Source organism: Chelatococcus reniformis (assembly GCF_014640075.1).
GTDB classification, from domain to species: Bacteria; Pseudomonadota; Alphaproteobacteria; order Rhizobiales; family Beijerinckiaceae; genus Camelimonas; species Camelimonas reniformis.
Genome location: NZ_BMGG01000001.1, coordinates 105,934 through 123,324, shown reverse-complemented (window position 1 = coordinate 123,324; position 17,391 = coordinate 105,934). Strand labels below are relative to the sequence as shown.

21 protein-coding genes are annotated in these 17,391 nt (G+C 69.2%); 8 read left to right on the top strand and 13 right to left on the bottom strand.

All coding sequences use genetic code 11. From position 1 onward, the window contains the following. Window positions 1–5: 5 nt before the first annotated feature. A complete protein-coding gene (locus IEW34_RS00540) occupies window positions 6–746 on the bottom strand; it encodes a DUF1223 domain-containing protein (RefSeq protein WP_188607189.1) in 741 nt (246 codons plus the stop codon). Window positions 747–927: 181 nt separating this feature from the next. On the opposite strand from IEW34_RS00540, the gene IEW34_RS00535 reads away from it, so the two are divergent. Both IEW34_RS00535 and IEW34_RS00530 read left to right on the top strand, forming a co-directional pair. Beyond that, window positions 928–1,473, top strand: a complete 546-nt coding sequence (locus IEW34_RS00535) for a sigma-70 family RNA polymerase sigma factor (RefSeq protein WP_280516245.1) — start codon at window positions 928–930, stop codon at window positions 1,471–1,473. Continuing rightward, the gene (locus IEW34_RS00530) at window positions 1,470–2,114 is read left to right on the top strand and encodes an NrsF family protein (protein WP_188607187.1); all 645 of its coding nucleotides are present in this window, start codon (window positions 1,470–1,472) and stop codon (window positions 2,112–2,114) included. Before IEW34_RS00535 ends, IEW34_RS00530 begins: the two co-directional genes overlap by 4 nt. Window positions 2,115–2,137: 23 nt before the next feature. On the opposite strand, the gene IEW34_RS00525 is transcribed toward IEW34_RS00530, so the two are convergent. Further along, window positions 2,138–2,806: an FMN-dependent NADH-azoreductase gene (locus IEW34_RS00525; protein WP_188607186.1), complete on the bottom strand. Its 669-nt coding sequence runs from the start codon at window positions 2,804–2,806 to the stop codon at window positions 2,138–2,140. Between the two features lie 23 nt (window positions 2,807–2,829). Next, window positions 2,830–3,147: a DMT family transporter gene (locus tag IEW34_RS00520; protein WP_188607185.1), complete on the bottom strand. Its 318-nt coding sequence runs from the start codon at window positions 3,145–3,147 to the stop codon at window positions 2,830–2,832. A gap of 172 nt (window positions 3,148–3,319) precedes the next feature. Between IEW34_RS00520 and IEW34_RS00515 the strand changes: the two genes are divergently transcribed. Further along, a complete protein-coding gene (locus IEW34_RS00515; protein WP_188607184.1) occupies window positions 3,320–4,234 on the top strand; it encodes a LysR substrate-binding domain-containing protein in 915 nt (304 codons plus the stop codon). Between the two features lie 50 nt (window positions 4,235–4,284). On the opposite strand, the gene IEW34_RS00510 is transcribed toward IEW34_RS00515, so the two are convergent. The 3 genes from IEW34_RS00510 to IEW34_RS00500 all read right to left on the bottom strand — a co-directional run bounded on the left by IEW34_RS00510 (window position 4,285) and on the right by IEW34_RS00500 (window position 7,656). Beyond that, complete coding sequence (locus tag IEW34_RS00510; RefSeq protein ID WP_188607183.1) at window positions 4,285–5,835, bottom strand: DHA2 family efflux MFS transporter permease subunit; 1,551 nt, start codon at window positions 5,833–5,835, stop codon at window positions 4,285–4,287. Next, the gene (locus tag IEW34_RS00505) at window positions 5,832–7,070 is read right to left on the bottom strand and encodes an HlyD family secretion protein (protein ID WP_188607908.1); all 1,239 of its coding nucleotides are present in this window, start codon (window positions 7,068–7,070) and stop codon (window positions 5,832–5,834) included. The genes IEW34_RS00510 and IEW34_RS00505 overlap by 4 nt, the downstream gene beginning before the upstream one ends. Before the next feature lie 118 nt (window positions 7,071–7,188). After that, the gene (locus IEW34_RS00500; protein ID WP_188607182.1) at window positions 7,189–7,656 is read right to left on the bottom strand and encodes a MarR family winged helix-turn-helix transcriptional regulator; all 468 of its coding nucleotides are present in this window, start codon (window positions 7,654–7,656) and stop codon (window positions 7,189–7,191) included. A 226-nt stretch (window positions 7,657–7,882) separates the two neighbouring features. Here IEW34_RS00500 and IEW34_RS00495 point away from each other — a divergent pair, with 226 nt between their 5' ends. The 4 genes from IEW34_RS00495 to IEW34_RS31015 all read left to right on the top strand — a co-directional run bounded on the left by IEW34_RS00495 (window position 7,883) and on the right by IEW34_RS31015 (window position 11,161). Further along, complete coding sequence (locus IEW34_RS00495; protein WP_373288171.1) at window positions 7,883–8,854, top strand: alpha/beta fold hydrolase; 972 nt, start codon at window positions 7,883–7,885, stop codon at window positions 8,852–8,854. Between the two features lie 67 nt (window positions 8,855–8,921). Beyond that, window positions 8,922–10,034 carry an ROK family protein gene (locus tag IEW34_RS00490; RefSeq protein ID WP_188607181.1) on the top strand — a complete coding sequence of 371 codons (1,113 nt, stop codon included), beginning with the start codon at window positions 8,922–8,924 and terminating at the stop codon, window positions 10,032–10,034. A gap of 114 nt (window positions 10,035–10,148) precedes the next feature. Then, entirely contained in the window at window positions 10,149–10,580 is a 432-nt protein-coding gene (locus IEW34_RS31020; RefSeq protein WP_308424348.1) for an EamA family transporter, read from the top strand. Continuing rightward, complete coding sequence (locus tag IEW34_RS31015) at window positions 10,562–11,161, top strand: EamA family transporter (protein ID WP_308424347.1); 600 nt, start codon at window positions 10,562–10,564, stop codon at window positions 11,159–11,161. The genes IEW34_RS31020 and IEW34_RS31015 overlap by 19 nt, the downstream gene beginning before the upstream one ends. Before the next feature lie 57 nt (window positions 11,162–11,218). Here IEW34_RS31015 and IEW34_RS00480 read toward each other — a convergent pair whose 3' ends face one another. The 7 genes from IEW34_RS00480 to IEW34_RS00450 all read right to left on the bottom strand — a co-directional run bounded on the left by IEW34_RS00480 (window position 11,219) and on the right by IEW34_RS00450 (window position 17,024). Continuing rightward, the gene (locus IEW34_RS00480; protein WP_188607180.1) at window positions 11,219–11,761 is read right to left on the bottom strand and encodes an RNA pyrophosphohydrolase; all 543 of its coding nucleotides are present in this window, start codon (window positions 11,759–11,761) and stop codon (window positions 11,219–11,221) included. Between the two features lie 295 nt (window positions 11,762–12,056). Continuing rightward, a complete protein-coding gene (sugE, locus tag IEW34_RS00475) occupies window positions 12,057–12,371 on the bottom strand; it encodes a quaternary ammonium compound efflux SMR transporter SugE (protein ID WP_188607179.1) in 315 nt (104 codons plus the stop codon). Between the two features lie 189 nt (window positions 12,372–12,560). Beyond that, entirely contained in the window at window positions 12,561–13,901 is a 1,341-nt protein-coding gene (locus IEW34_RS00470) for a S41 family peptidase (protein WP_188607178.1), read from the bottom strand. After that, on the bottom strand, window positions 13,901–15,262 hold the full coding sequence (locus IEW34_RS00465; RefSeq protein WP_188607177.1) for a murein hydrolase activator EnvC family protein: 1,362 nt from the start codon (window positions 15,260–15,262) through the stop codon (window positions 13,901–13,903). Before IEW34_RS00465 ends, IEW34_RS00470 begins: the two co-directional genes overlap by 1 nt. A gap of 68 nt (window positions 15,263–15,330) precedes the next feature. Further along, window positions 15,331–15,825 carry a 23S rRNA (pseudouridine(1915)-N(3))-methyltransferase RlmH gene (gene rlmH / locus IEW34_RS00460; RefSeq protein WP_188607176.1) on the bottom strand — a complete coding sequence of 165 codons (495 nt, stop codon included), beginning with the start codon at window positions 15,823–15,825 and terminating at the stop codon, window positions 15,331–15,333. Between the two features lie 15 nt (window positions 15,826–15,840). Beyond that, window positions 15,841–16,266 (bottom strand): ribosome silencing factor, encoded by a 426-nt coding sequence (rsfS, locus tag IEW34_RS00455; protein WP_188607906.1) that lies wholly within the window; start codon window positions 16,264–16,266, stop codon window positions 15,841–15,843. 134 nt (window positions 16,267–16,400) lie between these two features. Continuing rightward, window positions 16,401–17,024: a nicotinate-nucleotide adenylyltransferase gene (locus tag IEW34_RS00450; RefSeq protein WP_188607175.1), complete on the bottom strand. Its 624-nt coding sequence runs from the start codon at window positions 17,022–17,024 to the stop codon at window positions 16,401–16,403. Window positions 17,025–17,107: 83 nt separating this feature from the next. Here IEW34_RS00450 and IEW34_RS00445 point away from each other — a divergent pair, with 83 nt between their 5' ends. Further along, complete coding sequence (locus IEW34_RS00445) at window positions 17,108–17,350, top strand: hypothetical protein (RefSeq protein WP_188607174.1); 243 nt, start codon at window positions 17,108–17,110, stop codon at window positions 17,348–17,350. Window positions 17,351–17,391 lie beyond the last annotated feature (41 nt).

Sequence of the window (17,391 nt, the reverse complement as noted above, 5' to 3'; positions counted from 1 at the left end):
GAGGATCAGTCGGTCGCCGCGGCGAGGATTGGACCGCCGGCCGGCACCTGGACCAGCACCGCGGTGCGCAGGCCGGCAGGCGCGGCCGTGACGGGCAGCGTCACCGGCACGCCGGTCCAGCGGCCGAGCCGCACCAGGTCACGGACTACATTCTTATGCGGCAGGGTGCGGCCGCCGTTCTCGCCGCGCCGCACCGGCACGTCGACCCGGTGCGGGTCGTAGCGGACCAGCCAGACGTCGGCACCGCCCGCCGGCGCCGCGCTCGCGCCGACCTCGACGGCCGCCGGGCGCAGCGACACGTCCGGCGCGCCCTGCGGCCGAGGCGGGGTCGCGGCAATCAAGCCCTCGAGCGCCGCAAGGTCACTGCCGACGATCGAGGCCCGGCCATTGACGACGACCTGCGGGGTGAACGGGGCATCCTCGCCGAGCGGCCCTTCGTAGGCGATCTGCCGGGCCGTATAGTCGCGGCGCGCGAAGGTATCGGCCCAGCCAAGCTTGTCCCAGTAGGTCACACCGAAGCTGAGCGCGAGAATGCCGGGGCGCTGGCTGAGCGCGGCGAGATTGGCGTTGGCCGGCGGGCAAGACGAGCAGCCCTGGCTGGTGAACAGCTCGACCACGGTCGGCTGCCGGTCTGCGGCGAGCGCGGGGCTCGTGGCTGCGACGCTCAGCAAGGATGCGACGGCCAGCGGGGCCAGGAGCGCCGCTCGTCGGCTATAGGGGCACCTTGGCGGGGTTGCGCCGTTCATGTGCGTCTTCTCCACGGCGGGCTCGTGCCCGCCCATGGAAGACCAGTTCGCAGCGCCGGCGGCCGGGGTTACCCGGGTCACGGCCTCGTGATAGCAACGGCGCGGCGCTATGACTCTGGCCCAAACGCCGATCACGCCTGTAACCTCCGGCGGTGTTCGGCCGAACAAGGACCAAGGCTCCGTGCAGGCGGTAGAAGAGCGGCTGAGGGCACTGATGATCGCGGCGCTGGCCGGCGACGAGCAGGCGTACCGGACGCTGCTGACGGACCTCGGCGGCCGCCTGCGCGCTTATTACGCGCGGCGGCTGGGCCCGGAGCAGGCTGCGGTCGAGGATCTCGTGCAGGAGACGCTGATCGCAGTGCATACCCGGCGCTCCACCTATGATGCGGCGCGCCCTTTCACCGCTTGGCTGCACGCCATTGCGCGATACAAGCTGATCGACCATTTCCGCGCCCGCAGCGCGCGGCCGACCGTCTCGACGGAGGACGTTGCCGAGTTGCTAGCGGCGGACGAATCGGCGCCGACCGACGCGCGGATGGATGTCGAGCGCTTGCTCGAAGGACTGCCGCCGCAGCCGCGCCGCTTCATCCGCGCCGTCAAGCTCGACGGTCGTTCCGTCGCCGAGGTCTCGGCCGCCTCAGGGGTTTCGGAATCGGCCGTGAAGGTGGCCATCCATCGCGGCCTGAAGCTGCTCTCACGACGGTTGAAGGGACCGAACGCGCCTTGATCTCGACCGCAGACCTCATCGACTCCCTGGCGGCTGGCGTGACGCCGGTGCCGCGCGCCTTCGCGTCGCGGCGTCTCGGCCTCGGCCTGGCCGTCGGTGTCGCGGTCGCGGCCGTGGCGACGTTCATCGCCTGGGGCCCCCGACCAGACTTCACGACGGCACTTGAAACCGCGTCGTTCTGGGTGAAGTTCGCCTTCTCGGGGCTGCTCGCAGCAGCCGGCATCGTTGCCGCCTGGCGCCTGGCGCGCCCGGATCTCAGCGCGCGCCGCTCCGTCTTCATCGTCGCCGCGACGGTGCTAGCGATGGCGGTGCTCGCCGCCGCCGAGCTCGCCGCCACTCCGGAGGCGGCCCATCGCCAGCTGGTGATGGGCGGCACCGCCGCGGTCTGCCCATGGCTGATCATGCTGCTCGCCTTGCCCATCCTGGCGGGCGCGCTGTGGGCCATGCGAGCGCTGGCGCCGACGCGGCTGGCCTGGGCGGGGGCGGCCGCGGGCCTCGCCGCCGGCGGGCTCGCGGCGTTCGTCTATGCCGTCTCCTGCGGCGAGACCGGCATGCCGTTCGTGCTCATCTGGTACGGCCTCGGTATGGCCATTCCCACGCTGCTCGGCGCCCTGCTGGGGCCGCGTCTGCTGCGCTGGTAGCCGGGTGTGCCACACGGCGGCGCTCAGGCCGCCCGCGTTTCTGCCCCCGTGGCCATGGCCTCGACCAGCGCCATCACCTGCGCCTCGGCATCCGCCTGCGAGCGCGCGTGCCGCGCATCGCCGAACTCCTGGTACTCGACCGTGACCGTCGACACGGCGTCCGCGGCCGCCCCGAGGTAGGGGGCGCATACGGCCATGTGAGGATCGAGGTGGTTGAGCGCGGCGCGCGCGCCGCCGGGGGCGAAGCCGAACTCGCCGCGGGCGCTGAGCACCACCAGCCGCTTGCCCTTCAGGATCGGCCGGATCGGGTGGTCGCCGCGGGCGAGGTCGAAGGAGAAGGTGCGGCCGACGCGGATCACCTGGTCGATCCAGGCCTTCAGCGCACTCGGCATGCCGTAATTGTACATCGGCGTGCCGATGACCACGACGTCGGCCGCCACGAGCTCGTCGATCGCGGCATCGGACCAGGCCAGCGCCGCCTGCATCTCGGCGCTGCGCGCCCCCGGCGGCGAAAAGGCGGCGGCGATCCAGGCCTCGCTCACGTGCGGCGGAGGATCGACGGCCAGATCACGGCGGACGATGGCATCGCCCGGGCGGGCGGCGCGCCATGCGCCGACGAAGCGTTCGGACAGGGCGCGGCTGACGGAGCGCGTGAGGCGGGCACTGGCATCGAGGTGAAGAACGGTCGACATGGGGTCTACCTCCAGGGGAATGATCAGGCCGAAGCCGCCTTGAGCCCGGCGATGCCGCCAACGATGGCGAGGGCCGACAAGAGCTTGGGCCACGTCAGCGGTTCGCCGAGCAGCACGAAGCCGAGCAACACGGTCCCGAGCGAGCCGATGCCGGTCCAGACCGGGTAGGCGACGCTGACCGGCAGGGTCTTCAGGGCGAGGGTCAGGAAGCCGATGCCGCCCACGACGCCGACCACCGTGACGACGGTCGGCAGCGGGCGGGTGAAGCCTTCGGCGTATTTCATGCTCAAGGCGAAGAGGATCTCGAAAGCGGCGGCGGCGGCCAGAAAGAGCCAAGCCATCGGCAACAATCCTTAGTTGAAGCGGGTTCATCCGTAGGACCTTGTGGGTCCGTCCGGACAAGTGCAGAAGTGGGTCAATATCTCCCGTTTCACAAACGCCAAGTTCTCATTCGACAGATGATCTCAGATCACCTATCACGGGTGCTGCACACCGCGGTGAGGGGAGGAGCCGATGCGCCGTCTGCCGCCACTGGGATCGCTGCGCGCCTTCGAAGCGGCGGCGCGCCAGGGCAGCTTCAAGCGGGCCGCGGCGGAGCTCGGGGTAACGCCGACGGCGATCAGCCATCAGGTCCGTCAGCTGGAGGCGGGGCTCGGCGTCTCGCTGTTCCAGCGCCAGACCCGCCAGGTCGTGCTCAGCGCGGAGGGGCGGGCGTTCTATCCGCAGTTGCGCCAGGCGTTCGACATGATGGCCGATGCGGTCGCCGCGACTGGGCGTCCGGCCCGGGCGGTCGCTACCCTGTCGGCGACCGTCGCTTTCACGGCACGGCTGCTGGTGCCGCGGGCCGCCGGTTTCCGCCGGCTCAATCCGGGTTGGGACCTGCGCCTGCACGCCTCCGACGATCCGGTCGATCTCTCCGCCGGTGAGGCCGATGCGGCCATCCGCTACGGCCTCGGCCCCTATCCCGGGCTCGATGCGCACCCGGTCCTGGCCGACAGCTTCGCGCCGGTGTGCAGCCCGCATCTGCACCTGAGCGGACCGGAGGATCTGGCCGCGAGCAACCTGATCCATTTCGAATGGGGGCCAGCAGCGCGGCTCAGCGTCCCCACCTGGCGCTCGTGGGCGCGGGCAGCGGGCCTTGCCGGCCGGCTCGATCCGGAGGCCGGCATCGTCTTCAGCGACGAGAACAGCGCCATCCAGGCGGCGATCGCCGGCCAGGGTGTCGCCCTGCTCAGCCTCGCCCTGGTCGCCGCCGAACTCGCCTCGGGCGCGCTGGTGCAGCCCTTCGGGCCGCCGCTACCGGGCCTGCGCTACGACTTCGTCTGTCGCGTCGGCGCCGAGGCAGGTCCGGCGGTCGCGGTGCTGCGCCGCTGGCTGACGGCCGACGTGATCGGGCAAGATCTGGAGCGCTCCTCGGTGATGGGGTGACTCCATCCAGACCGCTCCGGCCGGCCGGGGCGATGCCGGCCCGGCGCCGCTCATTCCATGACGACCGCGTGGTCGGATGAGCCGCCCGCGTTGGGCGTCTCGCGAAACAGCAGCAGCAGCGGCATCACGACCAGGCACATCAACATCAACAGTTTGAAGTCGTTGATATAGGCGATGATGTTCGCCTGTGTGGTGACGATGGCGTCGAGCGCGGCGCGCCCCGCAGGGGTGTAGGGGCTGAGCGCGTGGGCGATCGACGGATCGAGGAAGTGGCGGTTGAACGGCGTGACGTAAGCGGCAATGTCGGCGTGGTTGGCCTGCGTGTTGCGGGTGAGCAGCGCGATGACCACGGAGATGCCGATGGCCGAGCCGATGTTGCGCGACAGGTTGTAGAGGCCGGTGCCTGCGCCGCGCTGGTGGGCCGGCAGCGTGGCGAAGGTGACCGTGGTCAGCGGCACGAACAGAAAGCCGAGGCCCGCCCCCTGGAGGAAGCCCGTGCTGACGATGGTCCATTGCGACACGTCCGGCGTCCAGCCGGTCATGTCGTACATGGCCCAGGCGGAAAGGCCGAGGCCCAGCGCCAGCAGCAGGCGGATGTCGACGCGGCCGATAAGGCGGCCGACGATGAACATGGACAGCATGGTGCCGAGGCCGCGTGGCCCCAGGACGATGCCGGCGGTGACGACGGGATAGCCCATCAAGGTCTGCAGATAAGGCGTCATCAGCGCCAGCGACGCCAGATAGGTCACGCCGACGATGAAGATGAACAGCATGCCGAGCGAGAAGTTGCGGTCCTTGAACAGCGTCGGATCGACGAAGGGATTCTTGGCCGTGAAGGTGTGCACCAGGAAGATGTAGAAGGCCGACGCGGCGATGACCGACTCCAGGATGATCTCGCGCGAGCCGAACCAGTCCAGGTGCTCGCCGCGGTCGAGCGCCACCTGGAGGGCTGCGATCGCGACGGACAGGCTGCCGAAGCCGAACCAGTCGAACCTGGCCACGCGCTCCAGGGGGGGCTCGGTGACGAAGGCCGAGATGCCGAGGAGGGCGATCACGCCGAGCGGCAGGTTGATGTAGAAAACCCAGCGCCAGCTCAGGTTCTCGGTCAGCCAGCCGCCGATGACGGGGCCGAGCACGGGGCCCACCATCACCGACACCCCGAACAGAGCCATGGCCGAGCCGCGCTCCTCGGGCGTGTAGATGTCGAGCAGGATCAATTGCGACAGCGGCACCAGGGCCGCGCCGAAGAACCCCTGCAACAGCCGGAAACCGACGATCTGCGTGAGCGACTGCGCCACGCCGCACAGCACCGAGGCGACGACGAAGCCGGCTACGGAGACCATCAGGACGCGCTTGCGACCGAAGCGGCTGGCGAGCCACCCGGAGGGCGGCGTCATGATCGCAGCCGCGACGATATAGGAGGTCAGCACCCAGTTGATCTGGTCGGCGCTGGCCGCCACGCTGCCCTGGATGTAGGGCAGAGCTACGTTGGCGATGGTGGTGTCGAGCGCCTGCATGATCACCGCCAGGATCACGCAGGCGGTGATCGCCCCGCGATTGGCGACGCCAGGGCCCGCCATTGCCCCGGCCGCGGCACTCATCGATGGCCCTCCGCCCGGCTGATGCCGAACAGTCTCTCGAAGCGCGACAGGACGTCCGGCAGGCCGCGGGGGCGGCCGGTGTCGACCTCCACCACCACGCTCATGCCGGCCCGCAGCGGCGGCTTCGACGGGTCGGTATCGATGCGCACGCGCATGGGAATGCGCTGCACCACCTTGACCCAGTTGCCGCTGGTGTTCTGCGCCGGCAACAGGGAAAAGCTCGCCGCCGAGGCCGGGCTGATGCTGTCGACCGTGCCGTGCCATTCGACGCCGGGATAGGTGTCGACGCTGACGGTCACCGGCTGCCCCGGGCGCACGTAGGTCAGCTCGGTCTCCTTGGGGTGCGCGTCGATCCACACGTGATCGCTCGACACGACGCTGAAGGCGGCGGTGGACGAGGCCAGGTACTGTCCGGGCTGGAGCGACGGCACATTGGTGACGACGCCGGCGAAGGGGGCCCGCACGACCGTGTGGTCGAGCTGGCGCTGAGCTTCGTCGCGCTGCGCCACCGCATCGACGTAGCGCGGGTGCTTTTCGACGGCGATATTCGGATCGCCGGCGAGGTTGGCGGCGATGCCGGCGAGTTGCTGGGTGAGCGAGGCCACCTTCTGGCGGGAGCCTTGCAGGTTGCGCTGGGCCTGCTCGTAGGTCGCCTCCGAAGCGACGGCGCGGCTGACCAGCGCCTGCTGGCGGGCGAGTTCGCGGGTGTAGAAGTCGACATCGACCTGCGCCTGGCGGATCTGCGCCTGCATGTCGCCGTAGCTCGCCTTGAGCGCCTTCAGCTCGTCGGCGACGATGCCCACCTGGGCCTGGGCGCGCGTCAGTGCCAGACGGAATGGCAGGCTGTCCAGCTTGAACAGCACGTCGCCCGCGGCGACCTGCTGGTTCTCGCGGACATTCACCTCCTTGACGATGCCGGAGATGTCGGTGGAGACGCCGACGATGTCCGCACGCACGTAGGCGTTCTCGGTCGCCATGATGCGGCCGCCGACGACGTAATAGTAGCCGCCCGCGGCAAGGGCCACCGGCAGCAGCATGAACAGCAGCGGGCGCAGCCAGCGCCGGCGGGGTTTGCCGGCGGCCACCGCCGCCAATGATGCCTCATCGGCGGGTGCAGGCGGCGGCGAATTCGGCGTCTGGCGCAGCGCTGCCGGTTCGGCGGGCTGGCGTTCGGCCACCGTCGCCGGGGCGGGCCGGGCCGGCGAGGCCGGCGGCTGTCGCGCCGGGGTGCTCATGGGGGCGGCCTTGGCCTGGCCCGACATGTCATGGGGCGTGCGGGCGCGCCAATCGGCGCCCGGCCCGTCACTGAGCGGCGGCGCTGGCTCAGCGGGCGCCTCGCCGTGTAGCAGGCGCTTAGCCATGGCGCGCCTCCTTCATTCGCACGGGTTTGCCGCAGGCCGAGACCAGGTTCCGTTTGATGTGCGTGAGCATGCCCATCAGCCGCTCGCGGTCGGGATCGCTCAGGCCCTCGAGCGCCTCGGCGCGCGTCACGTCGCCGAGCTCGCGCATCTGGTCCAACAGGGGCAGCGCGTCCGGGGTGAGATAGAGCAGCCGGATGCGCCGGTCGGTGGGGTGCGAGCGCCGCTCGATGAGGCCGCGCGCCTCGAGCTTGTCGAGGATGCGGCCGAGCGTGATCGGTTCGACCTCCAGGATCTCGGCCAGGCCACCCTGATGGATGCCCTCGTTCGGCGCCAGGAATGCCAGGCACTGCCACTGCGAGCGGGTCAGCCCCAGGTCTCGGGCGCGCTGCTCGAAGCGCTTGCGCAGCAGACGGGCCACGTCGTGCAGAACGAAGCCGAGGGTTGGTTGCAGCAGGGGCATCACTTCATTGTCGTGCTTGTTATGAGCATGCTTATATTTGCCTGAGCTTACGACAGCCGCAGGCGCCCACAATGCCTTGAGATCGCGGGCCAGCCGCGCGCCCACGGCATGAGGCGGCGGCCGACGCCCCCCTGTCAGCCGAACATGGCCGGGGCTTGACCTGGCCATCCATCCGCTGGGACACATGGTGTGACGCCGAACTGGCCAAGGCGGGAGGGAGCGGGACGTGAGCGAGATCAAGCATGCGCGCGTGGAGGCGAACGGACTGTCCTTCGCGCTGTCTACGGCCGGTGATGCGGGCCCTCTGGTTGTGCTGTGCCACGGCTTTCCCGAGCTCGCCTATTCCTGGCGGCACCAGCTGCCGGCGCTGGCGGCCGCCGGCTTTCGCGCTGTTGCGCCAGACATGCGCGGCTACGGCGGCACGCGCGGGCCGAACAGCGTCGACCGTTACAGCGTCTTCGAGCTGGTGGGCGATATCGTCGCCATCGTGCAGGCCCTGGGCGAGCGCGAGGCCATCATCGTCGGCCACGACTGGGGGGCCGCCGTCGCCTGGCAGGCGGCGCTCATCCGCCCGGACATGTTCAAGGCCGTCTGCGCCATGAGTGTGCCGTTCCAGCCGCGTCGGCCGGGCAAGCTGCCCATCGACAGCTATCGCAAGATCACCGCCGAGAAGGGGCTCGGCGAGTTCTACATCGTCGCCTTCCAGGACGAGGGGCGCGTCGAGGCCGAATTCGAGGTCGACGTCGAGCGCACCATGCGTGCCGTTTTCGGTGGCATCGCCGAGGAAGGGCGGGAAGCGGACCGCTGGTCGCTCTACGCCAAGCCGGGCGAGCCGCTCCTGCAGCTCCATAACCCGCGTCCGCTGCCGGCCTGGATCAGCGAGCGCGAGTTCGCCGTGTTCGTCGACGCCTTCCGTGCCAACGGCTTTCGCCGGCCCATCCACTGGTATCGCAACATCGACCGCAACTGGCTGCTTTCGGCGCCCTGGCAGGATGCATCGATCGGCGTTCCGGCCCTGTTCATCACCGGCTCGCGCGATCCGGTGCGCGGCTTTGCCGGCGCCGCGGAGCGCGCCCTCGCCGAGTTCGTGCCGGACCTGCGCGGCAGCGTGGTGATCGAGGGCGCCGGCCATTGGGTGCAGCAGGAGGCAGCAGCCGAGGTCAACGAGGCGCTGCTGGGCTTCCTGAAGGGCCTGTGACGGGCGGCGGCCTGCCGCGCGGAACTAAGCGGGCGGGTCGACGTTTGGTTCGGGGTGCGGGGGACAAATGGCCAAGCTGAAGACAGACAAGCCGAAGACAGAAAAGCCTGCCGAAGCGAACGGAGACGCCGCGTCGTCGGGCCTTGCCGGCCACGGCGCCAGCCGACTCTCGGCCGTCGTCGTCGACAGCTACAATCTGGAGGTCGAGGACAAGAACGGCTTCGTCGGCGACCGGGCCAGCGGACGGGCTTTTCGGGCCATGCTCGACGACATCCGCAAGGCGCTGAAGAAGACCGACGAGGACCCGCTCGGCGAAACTCCGAGCGCCAAGATCAGCAAGCGCAAGCTCGACAAGGTGCTGCGCGACGGTGACCCCGAGGCCGCCGGCGTCGTGCACGGGGCGGTCGAACATTTCGCTGGCGAACTCGCCTATGTCATCCGGCGCTTTCTCAAGGCCAAGCCGTGGGCGGACACGCAGCGCATCGTCGTTGGCGGGGGGTTGCGGGAAAGCCGCGTCGGTGAACTGGCAGTCGGCCGCGCCGCGGTGCTGATCAAGAGCGAGGGTATCGACGTCGACCTCGAGGTCATCCGCCACCATCCGGACGAAGCGGGCCTGATCGGGTGCGCGCATCTTGCCCCGTCGTGGGTCTACGAGGGACACGACAGCGTGCTGACGGTCGATGTCGGCGGCTCCAACATCCGCTGCGGCATCGTCGATCTCAAGCTCAAGGCGGCGCGCGACCTGTCCAAGGCAGAGGTCTGGAAGGCCGAGCTCTGGCGCCATCGCGAGGAGAAGCCGGGGCGCGAGGAGGCGGTCGAGCGGCTGGTCGACATGCTGCGCGGCCTCATCAAGAGCGCGGCCAAGGATGGACGCAGCCTCTGCCCGCTGGTCGGTATCGGCGTGCCTGGCGTCATCGAGCCCGACGGGTCGATCGCCCGGGGCGGACAGAACCTGCCCGGCAATTGGGAGAGCTCCCGGTTCAATCTTGCCGCCAGCCTGACGGAGGCCATTCCCACGATCGGCGATCATGAGACCGTCGTGGTCATGCACAACGACGCCGTCGTGCAGGGCCTTAGTCAGACGCCCTTCATGCAGGACGTGGAGCACTGGGGCGTACTGACCATCGGCACCGGGCTCGGCAACGCCCGCTTCACCAACCGCAACGCCAAGTCCGATTGATCGCCGTCGCGGGCCGCGGTGGGGGCGCGAATTGCGGGGCAGGAAACCGGGTGCCCGGGGTGGGCGCCCGTGCTAACGCTCGCCCCCCTTGGTTTGCGTCCGGCTTGTCCCCTGATGTCCGTTGCCATCAATACGCGCATGAGCCGCAGCGACTGGCTGCTTCTGTTCGCGCTGTCGCTGCTGTGGGGCGGCTCCTTCGCCCTCGTGAAGGTCGTCCTCACGGCGCTGCCGCCGATCACCGTCGTGGCCGGGCGCGTGTCGATCGCCGCGCTGTTTCTGGTGGTGGCACTCGTCCTCACCCGCCGCGCGCTGCCGCGCGGCTGGCGGGTGTGGCGGGCCTTCTTCACCATGGGGCTGTGGAACAACGTCGTGCCGTGGATCCTGTTCGCCTATGCGCAGACGGCGATCTCCTCGGGCCTCGCCGCCATCCTCAATGCGGCGACGCCACTGGTCACGGCGTTGGTTGCCCATGCGCTCACGACGGACGAAAAGCTGTCGGTGCTGAACTGGCAGGAGTGCTGGTCGGCATGGCTGGCGTCGTACTGATCGTCGGCCCCAGCTTTCTCACGCCCGCCGCACCGGGGGCCGCCCTGATCGGCTCCTTGCATCCCGGCGCGTTGGCCGAGCTGGCGTGTCTCGCCGCAACTTTCAGCTATGCCTGTTCAGGCATCTACGGGCGCCGGTTTCGCCGCATGGAGGTTGCGCCCATGGCCGCCGCCTTCGGACAGATGGCCGCCGCCGCGGCGGTGATGGTCCCTCTCGCCCTGATCATCGACCGGCCGTGGACGCTGCCCATGCCCGCCACCGGGCCGATCGCCGCGCTCGTCTGCATCGGCGTGGTGGCGACCGGGCTGGCCTATATCGTCTTCTATCGTCTGCTGGCGACGGCGGGTGCCACCAACCTGATGCTGGTGACGTTCCTGATCCCCGCCTGGGCGCTCCTGGTCGGCTGGACGGCGTTCGGCGAGACCCTGACCACCATGCATGGCATCGGCATAGCCGTCGTCGGAGCCGGTCTCGCCGTCATCGACGGCCGGCTCGTGGTCGCTCTGGGGCGGCGGCTGTCGCCATCCTCGGCGCCGCGGCGGGCCACGGCCCATCGCGAGGCCGACTTCGGCGATCCGTGAGCGAGCCGGACTGCGCCGGCGAGAGGCCGACCACGCCGTCCGGCGCGCCCACGGGCGTCAGCTGCCGTGCTGCCCGGCCCCTGTGCCGCCGGTGACCAGGGGCAGGAAGGCGTCCACAACCTTCTCGTAGACCGGCCGCTTGAACGGAATGATCAGGCTGGGCAGGCTGGCCACCGGCACCCACCGCCAAGCCGAGAACTCGGGCTTGTGGCCGGCCGGCGCGGCGACGTTGATCTCCTCCTCGGTGCCGAGGAAGCGCAGGGCGAACCACTTCTGCTTCTGGCCGCGATAGCGACCCTTCCAGGATTTGCGCAGGGTCTCCTGCGGCAGATCGTAGGCGTACCAGTCCGGCGCCTCGGCCAGCAGCGAGACCGAGCGGACGTTGGTCTCCTCATAGAGCTCGCGCAGCGCCGCCATGTAAGGGTCCTCACCCTCATCGATGCCGCCCTGGGGCATCTGCCAGCTGTAGGTGTCGTCGACGTGCTCGGGCCCCGCGTCCGCCCGGCGTTGGCCGACGAAGGCCAGATTGTCGGCGTTGAGCAGCATGATGCCGGCCGAGAGCCGGTACGGCAGGTGGGCAGGATCGTCGTGACGCGACATGGTGGCCTCGCTGGCTGCCGAGCGGGAGTGGCACCGCGACATGTAGAGCATGGTCGGAAAAAGTGGCGACCGGTTTTTGGACGGGATCATGCTCAAGGCAGAGAGAGGGATAGCATTCCAAGAAAAATCATCCCGCTCGAGCGGCGGCGAGGCTCGAGCGCTCCGCGATGGGGTGAAGGCGCCCTCGCGCAGGACGTGCCCGCAGAGCCTACGCACGTCTACCCGATCGGATGATCTCACCCGATCGGGACACGCTCCGACGCGTGGCGCCCCCTCACAACGCCGGCTCTGCCGCTCAAGCGGTCAGCTTGAGGCCGGCGATGCCGGCGACGATCAGGCCGATGCAGATGAGCCGTCCCGCCGAAGCCGGGTCGCCGGCCACCGCGATGCCGACGAGGACGGTGCCGACCGTGCCGATGCCGGTCCAGACCGCGTAGGCCGTGCCGACCGGAAGCTCCTTGAGGGCGAGGCCGAGGCACGCGATGCTGGCCGCCATCGCGGCGAGCGTCAGCACCGTGGGCAGCGGTCGGGTGAAGCCCTCGGTCTGCTTGAGGCCGACCGCCCAGCCCACTTCCAGCAGGCCGGCGACGAGGAGGAGAAGCCAGGACATGATGACCCTTGATTGCGGAGGGCCGTCCCGTCCAGTGGCAGTCACGCGCCAGGGTCGTCCCTGCGCGGGCGCGCCGTTACCGGCGGCGCCGGGCGATGAGCGCGCCGCCAATCAGGTGGGGACGGCGCAGGCCAAAGAAAACGGGCGCAAGCCCGTTTTCGGTGTCGACGGCAAACGGCGATCCGGGGCTCAGTTCGGCACGGGGGCCTTCTCCGCCTTCTGGGCGCCGCTCGACTGGACGCCGCGCAGGCGCTCGAGCGCCGCCTGGAGCTGCTTGTCCTTGGTCGGGTCCGTCGGGATGTAGGCGGACGAGCCGGACTTCTCCTCCGTCTTGTCGTCCTTGTCCGGATTGGCCGCGCGCAGGTGGCCTTTCAGCCCCGCCTCGCCCTTGGTCTCGTCCTTGCCCTTGAGCTCGTCCGGGATGTCCTGCAGCACCTCGATGTCGGGCTCGATGCCCTTGGCCTGGATCGAACGGCCCGACGGGGTGTAGTAGCGGGCGGTGGTGAGGCGGAGCGCGCCGTTGGCGCCCAGCGGAATGATGGTCTGCACCGAGCCCTTGCCGAAGCTGCGGGTGCCGATCAGCGTGGCGCGCTTGTGGTCCTGCAGGGCGCCGGCGACGATCTCGGCGGCCGAGGCCGAGCCGCCGTTCACCAGCACGATCACCGGCTTGCCCTTGGTGACGTCGCCGGCCTTGGCGTTGAAGCGCTGCGTCTCGTCGGCGTTCCGGCCGCGGGTGGAGACGATCTCGCCGCGGTTGAGGAAGGCGTCCGACACGTAGACGGCCTGGTCGAGCAGGCCGCCGCGGTTGTTGCGCAGGTCGAGCACGTAGCCCTTGATCTTGTCCTCGCCGATCTCCTTGGTCGTCTTCTCGATCGCGGCCTTCAGGTCGTCGAAGCTGTGCTCGATGAACTGGGTGAGGCGGATGTAGGCGATGTCGCCTTCCACACGCGAGCGCACGGAGCGGATGGAGATCATCTCGCGCGTGAGGGTGACCTCGAGCGGATCCTTGCGGTTGGGACGCTGGATCGTCAGCTTGACCTGGGTGTTGACCGGGCCGCGCATCTTGTCGACGGCCTGGTTGAGGGCGAGGCCCTGCACCGGCTCGCCGTCGATCTTGGTGATCAGGTCGTTGGTCAGGATGCCCGCGCGCGCGGCAGGCGTGTCGTCAATCGGAGTGACGACCTTGATTTGCCCGTCTTCCTGGGTCACCTCGATGCCGAGCCCGCCGAACTGGCCGCGGGTCTCCACCTGCATGTCCTTGAAGCTCTTCGCATCCATGTAGCTGGAGTGCGGATCCAGCGACGACAGCATGCCGTTGATCGCGGACTCGATCAGCTTGCCCTCGGCCGGCTTCTCGACATAGTCGGTGCGCACCTTCTCGAAGACGTCACCGAACAGATTGAGCTGGCGGTAGATCTCGGCGGAGGCGGCAGCCGCGCTCGTCGTAGACATCAGCCGCGTCTGTGTGGCCACGAGCGTGGCACCGGCGCCCATCATCGCACCGCAGATCAGGATAGAAACTTTCCGCATCATCCGCGAACCTTTTCGCCTTGAGACTTCGCCCACCAGGGGGAGGGGTCGATCGCCCCCCCGTCTTTACGGAACTCCACGTAGAGATCAGGTCCGTCTGCCCCGCCGCCGCGCGATGGCGCGACAGCGTCTCCCATGACGGCGACAGGCTCGCCGGCCAACACGAACTGACCGAGACTCACGTTGATCCGATCCATGCCAGCCAACAAGACATAATATCCGCCCCCGGCATTGATGATCAAGAGTTGCCCGAAGGAGCGGAAGGGACCAGCGAACGAGATCCAACCATCACAAGGCGCCGAAACGATGGCGCCGGCACGGCCCGAAATGGTGAGGCCCTGGGATTTGCCGCCCGTTCCGTCGGCGCTGCCGAAGCTGGTGACCGTGCTGCCGCCGAGCGGCAGCGGCAGTTGCCCCTTGGCGTCGACGAAGGCGATCTTGGGCGCCAGCCGCGCCGGATCCTTGAAGGCGAGGGACGCGAGTTTGTCGCGCGCCACCTTCAGTTCCTCTTCGGCCTTGCGCGCGGATTCCGCGTTGCGCTGCGCCGCGCTCAGCTCCGTCTCCAGGCGGCCGATCAGATCCTTGAGCGAGGTCACTTGCTTGGCGAGGGCCTCCGCATGGGCGCTTTCGCTCGCCGCATTCTTTTCCGCATCGGTGAGCCTCGATTGGCGCGCGTCGATGAGCGAGGCGAGCCGTCGGCGCTCCTCGACGATGGCTTCAAGCTCCTGTCGGCGGCTCGCCTGGTCCGCCTTGATGCTGTCGGAGAGCCGTACCAACTCGCCGAGATCGGCGGCGAGCGTCTCGGTCTCGGCGCGCAACTCCGGCACCACGGCGCCGAGCAGGATCGAGGTGCGCACCGCCGCCAGCATGTCGTCCGGGCTGGTCAGCACGGCCGGCGGCGGCCGTCGTCCCATGCGCTGGAGCGCCGCCAGCACCTCGACAATCACCGCCCGCCGGCTCTCGAACGACCGGCGGATCGCGGCGGCGCTGTCGTTCAGCACCATCAGCCGATCGTCGAGCGCCGAGATGCGCTCCTCCGTTGCCTGCACCTTGGCGGTTGTGTCGAGGAGGGCGGCGTTGAGCTGGGCACGGTCGGAGCGGATGCTCGCGATCTCCGCGTCAAGCTTGGCACGCGCCTCGGCATTGGTCTGCAGCTTGGTCTCGATCTCCTTGAGCTCGCGCTCGCGCGTCTGCTTATCGACCAGCCGCTGCGCGCGCGCCGCCGCGTCGGCCGGCGTCGGTCCCTCCGCCGCTGCCCTGCCGGCCTGTGCCTGGCCGGCCGCCTGCCGCGGCAAAGCGACGCCCGCGGCGGCGAAGACGAGTGCAGTGAGGAGCAGGGCGGCGGGGACGGGCGGCTGCATCAGGGCTTACATCGGGCGCGCAAGGTCGGCGGGGACGGCAGTGACACGCACGAACCGTGCCGAATCGGTTAAGGGCGATGATAGGGATGTCCCGCCATGATTGTCATGGCGCGATACAGCTGTTCGAGCACGAGGACCCTGACGATCTGATGGGGCAACGTCATGGCGCCGAACGACAACGTGAGGTCGGCCCGCTGCCGGACGGCCGGGTCGAGGCCATCGGGGCCGCCGATGACCAGCGCCATCCCAGGCATTCCGCCGTCGCGCCAGGCGGCGAGCCGTCCGGCAAAGACTTCGCTCGTTACCGCCTCGCCGCGCTCATCAAAGGCAACGACGGCCGTATCGGCGGCCCGGCCGGTGTCGATTCTGGCGAGGATCGCCGCAGCCTCCTCCGCCTTGCGGCCGGACGTATCGGGCGAGCGGCTTTCGGCGAGCTCGACGAAGGGAAGCACTGCCAATCCCAACGTCCGTCCGAGGGCAGTGGCGCGCTCGTGGTAACGCTGGGCGAGCTCACGCTCCGGCCCGGCCTTCAGCCGGCCGACCGCGATCAGGCCTATCTTCACTGCCGCGCTTGACCGTCAGCCGACGAGGCGCTCCTGCTCCGCCGGCCGGCTCGCGCCCCACATCTTTTCCAGATTGTAGAAGCCGCGTACCTCGGGCCTGAACACGTGGATGATCAGGTCCCCGGCGTCGATCAGCACCCAGTCGCACGTGGAGAGGCCTTCGACGCGGACCGGTCCGACCCCTGCGCCCTTCAACGCCTCGATGACTCGTTCCGCGATCGAACCGACGTGTCGGTGCGAGCGGCCGGACGCAATCATCATGGTGTCGGCGAGGGAGGTCTTTCCGACGAGGTCGATTTCGACCGTCTCTTCGGCTTTCATGTCATCGAGACAATGGCGCGCGACCGTCAGGGCATCGCGGCCCGCCTGCGCATCGGCCGGCCGGTGCGTAGGTCCGGCAGCCGGGGGAAACGGAGCAACGTCCGCTTCGCGAAGAGGCATGTGGTTCAGTGCCTGGTCCTCAGTGGAGGGCGTGACGAGCGCGCCCATGCCCCTGAACATAGCGTTAATGAGGCGACGGTTCAACGACGACCGCAGCGCAGGGCTTGAGCGGCTGAGAATTCAGGTCCCGCGCGCTACCGGCTGGCATCGCCGCCGGGCTCTGCGCCGCGGCGCAGAGCCGTCGACGACAGCGGCGAGCGCGGTCCGTGCAGGAAGATCCAGGCGGGCGGTGGCCTGCCGGCCAGCAGATGCGCCTCCTCCTCCGGCAGACGGTAGCGCGCCAGTGCCGTTGCCGCGCGGGAGCGGGCGGCGGCGATGGTGAGGCCCGGCCTATCGATGACGGCGATGGGGATCAGCGCTGCCATGCGCCGCCAGTTCTGCCAGCGGTGAAAGTTGGCGAAGCTGTCGGCGCCCATCAGCCAGACGAAGCGCACCTCCGGGCAGCGACGCTTGAGGTACGCCACGGTGTCGTACGTATACCGGGCGCCGATCTCGGCCTCGAAGCCGGTCACCGAGACGCGTGGATGCCGCGCCAGCCGCCGTGCCGCTGCCAGGCGCGTCGCCAGCGCCGGCAACTCGCTGTTGTTCTTCAGCGGATTGCCCGGAGTCACCAGCCACCAGACGCGGTGGAGGCCGAGCCGCTTCAGGGCCGCCGTCGCGACCAGGCGATGACCGGCATGCGGCGGATTGAAGGAGCCGCCGAATAGGCCGATATTCATACCTGGGGCGTGCGTCGGCAGGACAGGAAGACCGGCCATGCTCAGCCACCCGGCGCCGACGGAAATGACATGGCAACTGAGGCGTCGAGGATCACGGGAGGAGCTGAAGGACGGAGGCAACGATGCTCATTCGCGTCACCGAACGAAACGACAATACGAGAATCCTGCTGAACTCGTCGCATATCCTCATGGTCAGGCCAATTGCCGCCGGAGGTTCGACGATCTACCTGGCCTGCGGCAGCTTGCATCATCCCGATCTGCTGAAGGTGAAGGAAAGCGTCGAGGAACTGACCCAGGCGCTGCAACTGGCCGGGGATCTGCCCGCGCCGCTGCCCGCCGCGGCAAGCGTTTCGGCGGCACACTGAACGCCCCTTGATGGGGTGGGCGCGCTCGTCCGGAAAGTAGC

What these genes read in the sequence shown, in the direction of transcription:
- IEW34_RS00540 (WP_188607189.1), bottom strand. Translation starts at nt 746, where the DNA reads ATGAACGGCGCAACCCCGCCAAGGTGCCCCTATAGCCGACGAGCGGCG.
- IEW34_RS00525 (WP_188607186.1), bottom strand. Translation starts at nt 2,806, where the DNA reads ATGTCGACCGTTCTTCACCTCGATGCCAGTGCCCGCCTCACGCGCTCC.
- IEW34_RS00520 (WP_188607185.1), bottom strand. Translation starts at nt 3,147, where the DNA reads ATGGCTTGGCTCTTTCTGGCCGCCGCCGCCGCTTTCGAGATCCTCTTC.
- IEW34_RS00515 (WP_188607184.1), top strand. Translation starts at nt 3,320, where the DNA reads ATGCGCCGTCTGCCGCCACTGGGATCGCTGCGCGCCTTCGAAGCGGCG.
- IEW34_RS00510 (WP_188607183.1), bottom strand. Translation starts at nt 5,835, where the DNA reads ATGAGTGCCGCGGCCGGGGCAATGGCGGGCCCTGGCGTCGCCAATCGC.
- IEW34_RS00505 (WP_188607908.1), bottom strand. Translation starts at nt 7,070, where the DNA reads ATGAGCACCCCGGCGCGACAGCCGCCGGCCTCGCCGGCCCGGCCCGCC.
- IEW34_RS00500 (WP_188607182.1), bottom strand. Translation starts at nt 7,656, where the DNA reads ATGCCCCTGCTGCAACCAACCCTCGGCTTCGTTCTGCACGACGTGGCC.
- IEW34_RS00490 (WP_188607181.1), top strand. Translation starts at nt 8,922, where the DNA reads ATGGCCAAGCTGAAGACAGACAAGCCGAAGACAGAAAAGCCTGCCGAA.
- IEW34_RS31020 (WP_308424348.1), top strand. Translation starts at nt 10,149, where the DNA reads ATGTCCGTTGCCATCAATACGCGCATGAGCCGCAGCGACTGGCTGCTT.
- IEW34_RS31015 (WP_308424347.1), top strand. Translation starts at nt 10,562, where the DNA reads ATGGCTGGCGTCGTACTGATCGTCGGCCCCAGCTTTCTCACGCCCGCC.
- IEW34_RS00480 (WP_188607180.1), bottom strand. Translation starts at nt 11,761, where the DNA reads ATGTCGCGTCACGACGATCCTGCCCACCTGCCGTACCGGCTCTCGGCC.
- sugE (WP_188607179.1), bottom strand. Translation starts at nt 12,371, where the DNA reads ATGTCCTGGCTTCTCCTCCTCGTCGCCGGCCTGCTGGAAGTGGGCTGG.
- IEW34_RS00470 (WP_188607178.1), bottom strand. Translation starts at nt 13,901, where the DNA reads ATGCGGAAAGTTTCTATCCTGATCTGCGGTGCGATGATGGGCGCCGGT.
- IEW34_RS00465 (WP_188607177.1), bottom strand. Translation starts at nt 15,262, where the DNA reads ATGCAGCCGCCCGTCCCCGCCGCCCTGCTCCTCACTGCACTCGTCTTC.
- rsfS (WP_188607906.1), bottom strand. Translation starts at nt 16,266, where the DNA reads ATGCCTCTTCGCGAAGCGGACGTTGCTCCGTTTCCCCCGGCTGCCGGA.
- IEW34_RS00450 (WP_188607175.1), bottom strand. Translation starts at nt 17,024, where the DNA reads ATGGCCGGTCTTCCTGTCCTGCCGACGCACGCCCCAGGTATGAATATC.
- IEW34_RS00445 (WP_188607174.1), top strand. Translation starts at nt 17,108, where the DNA reads ATGCTCATTCGCGTCACCGAACGAAACGACAATACGAGAATCCTGCTG.